This is a genomic window from Pseudomonas sp. FJ2-5-13 (genome assembly GCF_029201605.1).
GTDB classification, from domain to species: domain Bacteria; phylum Pseudomonadota; class Gammaproteobacteria; order Pseudomonadales; family Pseudomonadaceae; genus Aquipseudomonas; species Aquipseudomonas lactis.
This window is the reverse complement of sequence record NZ_CP104045.1, coordinates 4,107,324-4,119,739: the sequence shown is the minus strand read 5'-3', so window position 1 is coordinate 4,119,739 and position 12,416 is coordinate 4,107,324. Positions and strand designations below refer to the sequence as shown.

The 12,416-nt window shown below is 59.8% G+C and carries 14 protein-coding genes; 11 read left to right on the top strand and 3 right to left on the bottom strand.

Annotated features, from left to right (window positions below):
- The first annotated feature begins 24 nt into the window (after window positions 1-24).
- The 4 genes from aroC (at window position 25) to N2A98_RS18120 (ending at window position 3,363) form a co-directional block, all read left to right on the top strand.
- Window positions 25-1,116: a chorismate synthase gene (aroC, locus tag N2A98_RS18135; RefSeq protein ID WP_275622461.1), complete on the top strand. Its 1,092-nt coding sequence runs from the start codon at window positions 25-27 to the stop codon at window positions 1,114-1,116.
- Window positions 1,117-1,192: 76 nt separating this feature from the next.
- On the top strand, window positions 1,193-2,356 hold the full coding sequence (locus N2A98_RS18130; RefSeq protein WP_069558988.1) for an MFS transporter: 1,164 nt from the start codon (window positions 1,193-1,195) through the stop codon (window positions 2,354-2,356).
- Window positions 2,353-2,883 carry an acireductone dioxygenase gene (locus N2A98_RS18125; protein ID WP_153475983.1) on the top strand — a complete coding sequence of 177 codons (531 nt, stop codon included), beginning with the start codon at window positions 2,353-2,355 and terminating at the stop codon, window positions 2,881-2,883. The genes N2A98_RS18130 and N2A98_RS18125 overlap by 4 nt, the downstream gene beginning before the upstream one ends.
- Window positions 2,884-3,093: 210 nt before the next feature.
- A complete protein-coding gene (locus N2A98_RS18120) occupies window positions 3,094-3,363 on the top strand; it encodes a helix-turn-helix transcriptional regulator (protein ID WP_003192780.1) in 270 nt (89 codons plus the stop codon).
- A 59-nt stretch (window positions 3,364-3,422) separates the two neighbouring features.
- On the opposite strand, the gene N2A98_RS18115 is transcribed toward N2A98_RS18120, so the two are convergent.
- Complete coding sequence (locus tag N2A98_RS18115; protein ID WP_003172952.1) at window positions 3,423-3,701, bottom strand: DUF3509 domain-containing protein; 279 nt, start codon at window positions 3,699-3,701, stop codon at window positions 3,423-3,425.
- A gap of 880 nt (window positions 3,702-4,581) precedes the next feature.
- Here N2A98_RS18115 and N2A98_RS18110 point away from each other — a divergent pair.
- The 5 genes from N2A98_RS18110 (at window position 4,582) to N2A98_RS18090 (ending at window position 10,360) form a co-directional block, all read left to right on the top strand.
- Window positions 4,582-6,408, top strand: coding sequence for a long-chain-acyl-CoA synthetase (locus N2A98_RS18110; RefSeq protein WP_275622460.1), 1,827 nt, complete (start codon window positions 4,582-4,584; stop codon window positions 6,406-6,408).
- Between the two features lie 106 nt (window positions 6,409-6,514).
- The gene (locus tag N2A98_RS18105; protein WP_044274899.1) at window positions 6,515-7,030 is read left to right on the top strand and encodes an ankyrin repeat domain-containing protein; all 516 of its coding nucleotides are present in this window, start codon (window positions 6,515-6,517) and stop codon (window positions 7,028-7,030) included.
- Between the two features lie 41 nt (window positions 7,031-7,071).
- On the top strand, window positions 7,072-7,602 hold the full coding sequence (locus tag N2A98_RS18100) for a hypothetical protein (protein WP_044274897.1): 531 nt from the start codon (window positions 7,072-7,074) through the stop codon (window positions 7,600-7,602).
- A 68-nt stretch (window positions 7,603-7,670) separates the two neighbouring features.
- The gene (locus N2A98_RS18095; RefSeq protein WP_003192770.1) at window positions 7,671-7,862 is read left to right on the top strand and encodes a PLDc N-terminal domain-containing protein; all 192 of its coding nucleotides are present in this window, start codon (window positions 7,671-7,673) and stop codon (window positions 7,860-7,862) included.
- A gap of 410 nt (window positions 7,863-8,272) precedes the next feature.
- Window positions 8,273-10,360, top strand: a complete 2,088-nt coding sequence (locus N2A98_RS18090) for an LTA synthase family protein (protein ID WP_044274896.1) — start codon at window positions 8,273-8,275, stop codon at window positions 10,358-10,360.
- 167 nt (window positions 10,361-10,527) lie between these two features.
- Here the strand turns inward: N2A98_RS18090 and N2A98_RS18085 are convergent, their stop codons facing one another.
- Window positions 10,528-10,680, bottom strand: a complete 153-nt coding sequence (locus tag N2A98_RS18085; protein WP_003192767.1) for a DUF3309 family protein — start codon at window positions 10,678-10,680, stop codon at window positions 10,528-10,530.
- Between the two features lie 328 nt (window positions 10,681-11,008).
- Here N2A98_RS18085 and N2A98_RS18080 point away from each other — a divergent pair, with 328 nt between their 5' ends.
- Together N2A98_RS18080 and csrA are read left to right on the top strand one after the other, a co-directional pair.
- Complete coding sequence (locus N2A98_RS18080; protein WP_047711466.1) at window positions 11,009-11,824, top strand: SDR family oxidoreductase; 816 nt, start codon at window positions 11,009-11,011, stop codon at window positions 11,822-11,824.
- 127 nt (window positions 11,825-11,951) lie between these two features.
- Entirely contained in the window at window positions 11,952-12,155 is a 204-nt protein-coding gene (gene csrA, locus N2A98_RS18075) for a carbon storage regulator CsrA (protein WP_003192762.1), read from the top strand.
- Window positions 12,156-12,165: 10 nt separating this feature from the next.
- On the opposite strand, the gene N2A98_RS18070 is transcribed toward csrA, so the two are convergent.
- On the bottom strand, window positions 12,166-12,393 hold the full coding sequence (locus tag N2A98_RS18070) for a YheU family protein (protein ID WP_003192759.1): 228 nt from the start codon (window positions 12,391-12,393) through the stop codon (window positions 12,166-12,168).
- Between the last annotated feature and the right edge of the window lie 23 nt (window positions 12,394-12,416).

Here is a 12,416-nt window from a genome sequence, read left to right as displayed (position 1 = left end):
AACTGATTTCACGGAGCGCCCTGCATGTCCGGCAATACCTTCGGCAAGCTGTTCACTGTCACCACCGCGGGCGAAAGCCATGGCCCGGCGTTGGTCGCCATTGTCGACGGCTGCCCGCCAGGCCTCGAACTGAGCCTGGACGACCTGCAGCGTGACCTCGACCGCCGCAAGCCCGGCACCAGCCGCCACACCACCCAGCGCCAGGAACCGGATGAAGTCGAAATCCTCTCGGGCGTGTTCGAAGGCCGCACCACGGGCTGCGCCATTGGCCTGCTGATTCGCAACACCGACCAGAAGTCCAAGGACTACTCGGCGATCAAGGACCTGTTCCGCCCGGCCCATGCCGACTACACCTACCACCACAAATACGGCGAACGCGACTACCGCGGCGGTGGCCGCAGTTCGGCACGCGAAACCGCCATGCGCGTGGCGGCCGGCGCCATCGCCAAGAAATACCTGGCCACCCAGGGCATCGTCATCCGTGGCTACATGAGCCAGTTGGGCCCGATTGAAATCCCGTTCAAGACCTGGGACAGCGTCGAAGACAACGCCTTCTTCTGCCCCGACCCGGACAAGGTGCCGGAACTGGAAGCCTACATGGACCAGTTGCGCCGCGACCAGGACTCGGTCGGCGCGAAGATCACCGTAATAGCCGAGGGCGTAAAGCCGGGCCTGGGCGAGCCGATCTTCGACCGCCTCGACGCCGAACTGGCCCACGCGCTGATGAGCATCAACGCGGTGAAAGGGGTGGAAATCGGCGCCGGGTTCGCCTGCGTCTCCCAGCGCGGTACCGAGCATCGCGATGAGATGAGCCCTGAAGGTTTCCTCAGCAACAACGCGGGCGGCATCCTCGGCGGTATTTCTTCCGGCCAGCCGATCGTGGCGCACCTGGCGCTCAAGGCGACGTCGAGCATCACCACGCCAGGCCGTTCGATCGATGTGCACGGCAACCCGGTGGACGTGATCACCAAGGGCCGCCACGATCCCTGCGTCGGCATCCGCGCCACACCGATTGCCGAAGCCATGATGGCCATCGTGCTGATGGATCACCTGTTGCGTAACCGTGGGCAAAATGCCGATGTGCGCGTGAGTACCCCGATACTGGGCCAGCTGTGATCGCCTGGGGCAATGAGCGCGCTTATTGTGGCGAGCGAGCTTGCTCGCGCTGGGCTGCGAAGCAGCCCTGAATAAAATGACCCCAGCCCTCCCATACTGGCGCCTCTCCAGCTTCTACCTCTTCTACTTCGCCCTGCTGGGGGCGACCGCGCCGTTCCTGGCGCTGTACTTCGATCACCTGGGCTTTTCCAGCGCACGCATCGGCGAGCTGGTGGCCATTCCCATGCTGATGCGCTGCGTGGCCCCCAACCTGTGGGGTTGGATCGGCGACTACACCGGCCGGCGCCTGGCCATCGTGCGATTCGGCGCGGTGTGCACCCTGGCCAGCTTCTGCCTGATTTTCGTCAGCAAGACCTATGCCTGGCTGGCGTTGGTGATGGCCCTGCACGCGTTCTTCTGGCACGCGGTGCTGCCGCAGTTTGAAGTCATCACCCTGGCCCACCTGCACACGCAAACCTCGCGCTACAGCCAGATCCGTCTGTGGGGCTCCATTGGTTTTATCCTCACCGTGGTGGTCATGGGGCGCCTGTTCGATTGGCTGAGCCTGGATATTTACCCGGTGGCGGTCGTGGTGATCATGGCCGGCATCATCGGCGCCAGCCTTTGGGTACCGAACGCGCAGCCTGCCAGCCACGGCAACCGCCTGGCCGGTGAGGGTTTCCTCAAGCAATTACGCAGCCCCGGCGTGCTGGCGTTTTATGCCTGCGTGGCGCTGATGCAAATGAGCCATGGCCCGTATTACACCTTCCTCACCCTGCACCTGGAGCACTTGGGCTACAGCCGTGGCGTGATCGGCCTGCTGTGGGCGCTGGGGGTGGTGGCGGAAGTGCTGATGTTCCTGGCCATGAGCCGTATTCTTACGCGCTTTTCGGTGCGCCGGGTGCTGCTCGCCAGTTTCCTGCTGGCCGCGCTGCGCTGGTGGCTGCTGGGTTCATTTGCCGAGGTTTTCTGGCTGCTGCTGGTGGCGCAACTGATGCACGCCGCCACGTTTGGCAGCTTCCATGCGGCGGCGATTGCCTTTGTGCAACGCAGCTTCGGCGACCGCCAGCAAGGCCAGGGCCAGGCCCTTTATGCCGCACTGGCCGGCACCGGCGGCGCGCTCGGCGCCCTGTATTCCGGCTACAGCTGGAACCTGTTGGGGCCAACCCTCACGTTCAGTATCGCCAGCCTCGCGGCCCTGGCCGCCGCCATTATCATTGGCCTTCGATTGCAAGAGCCGAACCAAGGAACCGTGCAATGAGCTATGTAGCCGTCTACTCCATCGCCACCCCGGACACCCCGAACAAAGTGTTGACCCATGCCGACGACATCCAGTCGACCCTGGCCGAACACGGTGTGCGGTTCGAACGCTGGCAGCCCAGCCCACTAGAAAAGGGCGCCACGGATGCTCAAATGATTGCCGCCTACCAGGCTCAGATCAAAGCCCTCGGCTACGCCGCTGTGGAAGTGGTGCACGTGACCCAAGACCATCCACAGAAGGACGAGTTACGTGCGCAGTTCCTGGCCGAACGTACCTACAGTGAAGACGAGGTGCGTTTCTTCATCGCCGGTCAGGGGCTGTTTACGCTGCACATCGGCGACTCTGTCTACAGCCTGCGCTGTGAGAAGAATGACTTGCTGATCATCCCGGCCGGTGTACCGCACTGGTTCGACATGGGCGAAAACCCGCACTGTGTGACACTGCGTTTGTTCAACACGGCCCAGGGTGCTGTGCCCTCGTTGACCTGTGATGCGATTGCCACACGTTTTCCAGGACTCGATGACTAAGCACAGATAACTGAATGTTCAACCCTGGCAAGTTGGAAGTTGCTGTGGGAAGAAACTTAATTATTTGTAGGGCAAAGCTGTTTGTTCTGTGCTGTGCGCTTTGATTCCACTGATTATGTAACTCTCTGCTTAACGCCAATGTTTATGCCATCTGTCAATAGGAGGAATCCGAAAGGTGGCAGCGCATCAGCAGACATAAAGGAGAGAACAATGAGTGGCCCCGAGGAGACGTATCGCCCGTTGGTTATTGTACCGACGGCTATCAGAAAACGCCTGAGCTTGTGCGGCAAGCCCCTGACTGCCACGGAGCTGGAAATCCTGCGATGGGCCTCCGAGGGCAAGACGGTCTGGGAAATCAGCCAGATTCGCGCCACCTCTGAAGCCACGGTGAAATTTCATCTGCGCAACATCTACGGCAAGTTGGATGTCACCAACCGTGTACAGGCAAAGAATGAGGCCGCTCGCCAGGGCTTATGTTAACGACATAAAAAAGGGCCGCGACGCTGAGTAGCGTCGCGGCCCTTCTTCAGATGTGTAGCTTAGGCCGAGTGATAAGTCGGCAGCGCAAAGCGGTTCTGGCTTTGCAGCATCGAAATCTGCGGCAGTTCGCTGGCCTGTTCAGCCAAGTCACGGCGAATGGCGCTGATCACCCAAGTCAGTTGGTCGGCAGTGTGCAGCTGCTGATAAGAGATCGAGCGCTTGACCTGCTTACCTTCGCTGTTGCGCAGGGTCAACAGGATGCCGCCGTCCGGACGTGGCTGGGTGGTGACGTCGTAGTTGGAGAATACCGAAGCGAATTTATCTTGGATCAGGCTCATGTCTATCAGCTCCATTGGCTCAAGTTGGCAAGCATGGAGTGATAGGTGCAGTGATTGTGCCAGTATTGGATATTCTAAAAAATCGTTATAAATCAGCAGCTTATAAATTTATAGGATTTTCATTTTCGTGCAATTTGCATGAAGGGCCATCGTGCATCCTGCATTTTGCGCTATCTGCCCGGCGATTTTTCCGCAAGGAGCGGGAGGGCTGTAATCATACTGACCGCCTTTTGCTCGGAAAAATCCATCTACACGATATTGGTGGTATCCCCCGCGCTAACCACGATGCGAAGCGAGCCGCTCTTGATCTTGATCTGCTTTTGATCTTAAGCGCCCCGTTAAACCACGCTGGCCGGAATTCGCCAGTGATTTGGGGGGTAAACCGGCAGGGATGCCGGTTTAGCCGCCCCGCGCCATGGATGGCGCGTGGCGGCGGCCCCCCAAATCACTGGCGGATTACGGGCACACCGAGCCCAAGCGAGGTGCCGAGTGGTGGGGCAAGAGCGTTTTGCTTACTTTTGCGCTGTTCAAAAGTGAGCCGCCGTCAGGGCGGAACCCTAAGTGGCCGTTACCTAAATGAAGGATATGTACCCGGTCCAACTGTGTTGACTGTTAGGCCGCCTTCGCGAGCAAGCCCGCTCCCACAATTGGATCGTGGGATGTCAGGTAGAGAAGTGTCGGCTGGTAGGCCGTCATCGCAGGCAAGCCAGCTCCCACAGTTGGAGCGCGGGGCAGCAGGGAGATAAGCATCGGCCGGCCGCCACGGGATACAAAACTTTTCAAATCCCGCATGTACAGCCAAAGAACCGCTGACGTACTTTCCGCTACACCAGTCGATGTACCTGGACCCGACCAAGAATAAGAAAAGGGACGTCCCGCCATGACTCACCAGCAAAACGACATGATCACCTGGAGCATGATGCTGCGAAAGTTGCCTGCCATCGTTCGGGCCCTCCCACGCGTGGTGCGCGGCATGCGCGCGGCCAACGTCACCGACCCCAGCCAACCCTGCGGCCTGGGCTGGCATTTCGAACAAGCCACCTTGCGCAACCCTGACGGTACTGCCCTGCTGTATGCGGACAGCGTGATCAGCTACCGCGACGCCAATCAGCGCGCCAACCGTCTTGCCCACCACCTGCAAGCCCAGGGCATCGGCAAGGGGGACGTGGTGGCGCTGTTTATCGAGAATCGCCCCGAGTTGCTGCTCAATGTACTGGCCGTGGCCAAGCTGGGCGGCATCTGCGCCATGCTCAACACGGCGCAAACTCAAGGGGCGCTGGTGCACAGCCTGACCCTGGTCAACCCGGTTGCCATCGTGGTCGGTGCCGAATTGCTGAGCCCTTACGCAGCAGTGCGCGAACAAGTGCAGATCCCGGCCGAGCGCACCTGGTTCGTGGCCGATCAACCCGGCAGTGCAGTGCCCGATGGCTATATCGACCTGATGGCCGCCAGCGCCGAAAGCCCGGTGGACAACCCGGCGAGTTCCGCGCAGGTGTTCTTCAATGACCCCTGCTTCTATATCTACACCTCCGGCACCACCGGCTTGCCCAAGGCCGGCATCATGAAGCACGGGCGCTGGACCAAAACCGCCGTGAGCTTCGGCAGTATCGCCCTGGACATGGGCCCGCAGGACGTCCTCTATTGCACCTTGCCGCTGTACCACGCCACTGGCTTGTGCGTGTGCTGGGGGTCGGCGATTATCGGCGCATCGGGCTTTGCCATTCGACGCAAATTCAGCGCCAGCCAGTTCTGGGATGACGCGCGCAAGTTCAAGGCGACCACCCTGGGTTATGTCGGTGAGCTGTGCCGCTATCTGCTCGACCAGCCTGCCAGTGCGCAGGATCGCGATAACCACGTGACCAAGATGGTCGGCAACGGCTTGCGCCCCGGTGTGTGGGCGCAGTTCAAGCAGCGCTATGGTGTGGCGCATATCTGCGAGCTGTATGCCGCCAGCGACGGCAATATCGGTTTTACCAACGTGCTGAACTTTGACAATACCATCGGCTTTTGCCTGCAGCATTGGGCGCTGGTGGATTACGCCCATGACACTGGCGAACCCCTGCGCGGCAGCAATGGGTTGATGGTCAAGGTGCCCACCGGCGGGCAGGGCCTGTTACTGGCGCGCATTGATGAAAAGTCGCCCTTCGACGGTTACACCGACCCGGAAAAGAACCGCAAGGTGGTACTAACGGACGTGTTCGAAAAAGGCGACCGCTATTTCAACACCGGCGACCTGGTGCGCAGTATCGGTTTCGGCCATGCGCAATTTGTCGATCGCCTGGGGGATACCTATCGCTGGAAGGGCGAAAACGTCTCGACCACCGAAGTGGAAAATGTCCTGCTGCAACACCCGCAGATCGCTGAAGTGGTGGCCTATGGCGTCGAGATCGACAACACCAATGGCCGCGCCGGCATGGTCGCCATCACCCCCAGCGAATCCCTGGCCAGCCTGGACATGCGCGAACTGCTGCAATTCGCCCACGGCCAGTTGCCCCCTTATGCGGTGCCACTGTTTTTGCGGATCAAGGTGAAGATGGAAACCACCGGCACGTTCAAGTACCAGAAAGTGCAGCTCAAGGAACAAGGGTTCGACCCGGACAAGGCTGACAATGACCCGGTCTACGCCTGGTTGCCGGGTTCGGACAGCTATGTGCCGGTGACCGGGCAATTGCTGGCGCAGATTCAGGGCGGCCACTTCCGTTATTGATTCTGGCTATGGCGGCTTTTGACAAAAAAGCCATGACACCGGGGAACTCCCTCGCGACACTGGGCGCCTTAAACAGTTATATCAGTCGCCTCAGCAAGGAGCCCCCATGTCAGAACAGCCTAAACAAATGACCGAAGACGAAGCCGCCGAATTTGCCGAGCAAGTCTTCGACGTGGCCCGTCGCGGCGACGCCGCCATGCTTGCCGCACTGTTGGCCAAAGGCCTGCCGGCCAATTTTCGTAATCATAATGGTGACACCTTGTTGATGCTCGCGGCTTACCACGGCCATGCCGAGGCGGTCAAAGTGCTGCTGGAGTTCAAGGCCGACCCCCTGATCGCCAACGACAAGAACCAGTTGCCGATTGCCGGTGCGGCGTTCAAAGGCAACCTGCCGGTGGTCCAGGCGTTGATCGAAGGCGGCACGCCGGTTGAGGCGGCCTCCTCGGATGGGCGTACGGCGTTGATGATGGCGGCGATGTTCAACCGCGTTGAGATGGTTGATTACCTGCTCGGTAAAGGCGCAAACCCCAAGGCCACTGATGCACAGGGCGCGACGGCGCTGGCTGCGGCGCAGACCATGGGTGCGGTGGATACGGCGGCGAAGTTGCAGAAACTGGTGTAGGCTACGCGCCCTTCAAAACTTGCCCGTTACAGGATCGCCCCATGAAAACCGCCCTCGTCGAACTCATCAGCAAAATCAGCGCCGGCGTCATGGGTGAGGACGAAGTAGCGCGTATCGCCGACGAAGCGGCCCAGGCCTATGCGGACCCGGCGGCGTTCCTGGCGGCCAACCCGGATATCAACTACGACGACAGCTTCCCTATCCCACTGGGAGAGTGGGTGGTGGTCGGTAGCTTGCCGGACACGGTGTTGTTCCAGGCTGATACCTATGGCGACCTGTTTGCCCAGATCGTTGCGTCGTTCGGTCCGGGTGTGGCGTTCAACCTCAAGCCCAAGCAACTGGCCAAGACCGAAGACCTGACCGCGCTCAACCGCATCCAGATCCAGATGAGCGCCCTGAGCCCGGAAGACGGCGGTTATGTGCTGGTGAACTTCAGCCAGTTGCTGGACGACGAGATCCAGGCGGTGCTGGTGTTCGGCAACGACCTGGCGCGAGTGCTGGAACTGTGTGCCGAAGTCGGCATCAAGGCCGAGCCCTCGCTTGAAGCCTTGAAGATTGCCGTACACGTCTGAAATAAAACGGAACCCGCGCCAAGGCTGACTATCCTACAAGGGCATGCCCTCACTTTAGGAGCGACACCATGGGTTCCACGTTTAATAGCCTGATTGGCCTGATCATCCTCGCGCTGGACATCTGGGCGATCATCAACGTGTTCAAAAGCGGCGCCAGCACCGGTGCCAAAGTGCTGTGGATTCTGTTGATCCTGCTGTTGCCAGTGCTGGGCCTGATCATCTGGGCTATCGCCGGGCCGCGCGGTAACGTGCGGATCTGACGACCTGCTCGATTTGCGGTGGGCACAGTCAATGTGGGAGCTGGCTTGCCTGCGATAGCGGTGGGTCAGCTTGCATTGTTTCGGTTGACACACCGCAATCGCAGGCAAGCCAGCTCCCACAGGTGTGGGGCACAGCATTAATTAGATTTGTGTGTCGAAACTATTCGCCGCACGAAATTTTCACATCCCATCCAAGACAATTCGCCGGCTTTAACCGGCTGCCAGGGCTCTATCTCCAGTGCCCTTAAAGGCAGGGCCGTGCCCTACGTTCAGTAATTAATAGCCTTGCCGGCCTTGATCGGGCACCATTTGTGCCACCGCGTTAACCGCCTACCCCAGCCAGCCTGGGCGAGGGACGGACGCCACTGCATTATTTCGCAACTTAAACTTCCAATGGGTCCTAAAACGACATGGCAAACCCGGACGCCCTGAATCAGCAGCGAGCTTCAAATCGCCTGCTGCAACCGACCGTCAAATCCCATCTGGCGTACACGCTGCTCTGCGCACTGGTCATGATGGTGATGTTTTCCCTGCTGCGCCTGGCGTTGCTGGTCTACAACCGCGAGATGATCCTGGACACGCCGGCCTCGACGTTCCTTGAAGCGTTCGCCAACGGCCTGCGCCTGGACATTCGCCTGGTAATGTACCTGCTGATTCCGCTGTTGCTGGCGCTGTTCAGCGTGCGGGCCATGGCGGCGCGCGGGTTCTTCCGTTTGTGGCTGACCGTAGCGTCCAGCATCGCCTTGTTCCTGGGCCTGATGGAGATGGACTTCTATCGCGAGTTCCACCAGCGCCTCAACGGCCTGGTCTTCCAGTATGTGAAGGAAGACCCCAAAACCGTGATGAGCATGCTCTGGTACGGTTTCCCGGTGGTGCGCTACCTGCTGGCCTGGGCCGTGGGCACGCTGATCCTGAGCATGGCCTTCAAGGGCGCTGACCGCGCAACGCGCCCACGGGGCCCGTTCAGCGGCGGCACGATCAGCACGCGCCAGGTGGCGCCGTGGTACAGCCGCATCGCAGTGTTCATGGTCTGCGTGCTGGTTGCCGTGGTCGCCATCCGTGGCACCCTGCGCCAGGGGCCACCGCTGCGTTGGGGTGACGTCTACACCACCGATTCGAACTTCGCCAACCAGTTGGGCCTCAATGGCACCTTGTCGCTGATCGCGGCGGCCAAGGCGCGCTTTGGTGAAGACCGCGCCAACATCTGGAAGGCCACTCTGGAACAACCGCTGGCCACCCAGACTGTGCGCGACATGCTGGTGCTGCCGCAAGAGAAGCTGGTAGACACCGACACCGCTGCCGTGCGCCGTGACTTCACGCCACCGGCCGAGAAAACCCTGCCGATCAAGAACGTCGTGGTCATCCTGATGGAAAGCTTCGCCGGTCACTCGGTGGGCGCATTGGGCCGTCCGGGCAATATCACCCCGTACTTCGACAAGCTGACCCAAGAGGGCCTGCTGTTCGACCGCTTCTTCTCCAACGGCACCCACACCCACCAGGGTATGTTCGCCACCATGGCCTGCTTCCCGAACCTGCCGGGTTTCGAATACCTGATGCAGACCCCGGAAGGCAGCCATAAGCTGTCGGGCCTGCCGCAGTTGCTCAGTGCGCGTGATTTCGACGATGTGTATGTCTACAACGGCGATTTCGCCTGGGACAACCAGTCGGGCTTCTTCAGCAACCAGGGCATGACCAACTTCATCGGCCGCAATGACTTCGTCAACCCGGTGTTCTCCGACCCGACGTGGGGCGTGTCCGACCAGGACATGTTCAACCGTGGCCTGGAAGAACTGAAGGCACGCGAAGGCGGCAAGCCGTTCTACGCACTGCTGCAAACCCTGTCCAACCACACGCCGTACGCGTTGCCGACCCCATTGCCGGTCGAGAAAGTCACCGACCGTGGCAGCCTCAACGAGCATTTGACGGCCATGCGCTACTCCGACTGGGCCCTGGGCCAGTTCTTTGAAAAGGCCCGCAAGGAGCCGTACTTCAAGGAAACCCTGTTCGTGATCGTCGGTGACCACGGTTTCGGCAACGAGCAGCAGATCACCGAGATGGACCTGGGCCGCTTCAACGTGCCGATGCTGATGATTGCACCGGGCATGCGCGAGAAGTTCGGTGAGCGTGACCACACCGTGGGCACCCAGATCGACATCGTGCCCACCATCATGGGCCGCCTGGGCGGCGACACCTTGCACCAGTGCTGGGGCCGTGACCTGCTGAACCTGCCGGAAGGTGATAAAGGTTTCGGCGTGATCAAGCCCTCGGGCAGCGACCAGACCGTGGCCTTGCTCACCGGTGACCGCGTACTGGTATTGCCCAAGGAAATGCCACCCAAGTTGTGGGAATACACGCTGGGCGCCGAGCCGACTGGCAAGGTGATTCCAGAGTCGCCGGATGAAGCTGCACTCAAGCAGAAACTCGAGTCGTTCCTGCAAACCGCGACCAAGAGCCTGCTGGATAACACCGCAGGTGTGGTGGACGGTAAGCCGGACTAACTGACCGGCAATAAAAAAGAGGCCTTCTAGAGGGCCTCTTTTTTTTGCTTCTCAATTGTAGGAGCGAGCGTGCTCGCGAAGAACCTCAACGCTAACGCGCGCGTCTTGAATAAACGCGACGCCTGCAAGTGTTTCGCGAGCAAGCTCGCTCCTACAAAACCGCGGCGTTATATCTTGCCGAGCAACAACAACACCAGCAGAACAACCAGTACCACACCCAGGATACCCGACGGTCCATAACCCCAGTTACGCGAGTGTGGGAACACTGGCAGGCCACCGACCAGCAGGAGGATCAGGATAATAATCAGAATGAGGCTCATGGTTTTATTCCTTATAGGTTCTTTGCAAAAACCGGCTGTTTAACCGTTGGTTCGTCCATGTACAGTGGGACGCCTTACCCATTCCGACTCTGCCGCTTCGTAGAAAATTCATTGTTTTTATAAAACATTTTGATGCGTCGCTTATTTCTTTTAACGCGTACGCAACGTGAACTAATTAGTTGAAAAAAATTGAACTTAGTCTATGCGCGCAGCTGTGACCGAGCCCGCGGTTTGCCTGGGGCATTCATCACCCTGATGGTGCGTGGGTGGAGCAAAAACCTTCGCTACACTGCCGGTCACTTCTTCGTGAACCACAAGGCTACCTCCTATGCAAAACCGCATGATGATCACTGGCGCCGGGTCTGGCCTGGGTCGCGAAATCGCTCTGCGCTGGGCCCGTGAAGGCTGGCAGTTGGCGTTGTCCGATGTGAGCGAGCCTGGTTTGCAGGAAACCCTCAAGCAGGTTCGCGAGGCGGGCGGCGATGGTTTTACCCAGCGTTGTGACGTGCGTGACTACAGCCAACTCACGGCCTTTGCCCAGGCCTGTGAAGTAAAGCTCGGCGGCATCGATGTGATCGTCAACAACGCCGGCGTGGCCTCGGGTGGGTTCTTCGCTGAATTGTCCCTGGAGGATTGGGACTGGCAGATCGCAATCAACCTGATGGGCGTGGTCAAAGGCTGCAAGGCGTTCCTGCCGCTGCTTGAGAAGAGCAAGGGGCGCATCATCAACATCGCCTCAATGGCCGCGCTGATGCAAGGCCCGGCCATGAGCAACTACAACGTGGCCAAGGCGGGCGTGGTGGCGTTGTCCGAGAGCCTGCTGGTGGAGCTCAAGCAACAGGAAGTGGGCGTTCATGTGGTGTGCCCGTCGTTTTTCCAGACCAACCTGCTCGACTCCTTCCGTGGGCCAACCCCAGCCATGAAGGCCCAGGTGGGCAAACTGCTTGAGAGTTCGCCCATCTCGGCGGCGGATATCGCCGACTACATTTACCAGCGCGTGGCCGCAGGCGAGTTCATGATCCTGCCCCACGAGCAAGGCCGCATGGCTTGGGCGTTGAAACAGAAAAATCCGCAACTGCTGTATGACGAAATGACACTGATGGCCGACAAGATGCGCGCCAAGGCGCAGGCCGTGAAGGGCTGATTCGGCTGCGGTCTGTCAGACAAATTACCTGCCTGCGTAGGCAGTGCCTGATTTTCCCGCAAGCCATTGCCGGCCCAGCGCCAAGGGGGCATGGTCGGGGTCCTGCTACTGGAAAAGGACAACCGCCATGCTGGTCTTAAGCCGTGCCACAGGCGAAGCCATCGCCATTGGCGATGACATCACCGTGCATATCCTGGAAGTGAACGGTACTCATGTGAAATTCGGCATCGAGGCGCCGGTGGGCGTCAACGTGTACCGCGCCGAGGTGTACCGCAAGATACTCAAAGGCGAGGGCCAAGCTACCCATCCCGTGCCGGCGCCCAACCCTTAGGCGCCGCTGTTCAGTCGAACAGGTGCTTGGGCACATCGTGCTTGAGCATCAACTGGCATTGCTCGCTCTCGGGGTCGAAGACGATCAGCGCCTGGCCTTTGGTCAGCGCCTGGCGCACGCGCAGCACGCGGGTTTCCAGGGGCGTGTCGTCGCCATTGTCGGTGCCGTCGCGGGTGACGAAGTCTTCGATGAGGCGGGTCAGGGTGTCGACTTCAAGTGCATCGTAGGGAATCAGCATACAAGCCTCAGGTGTCAGGTCCC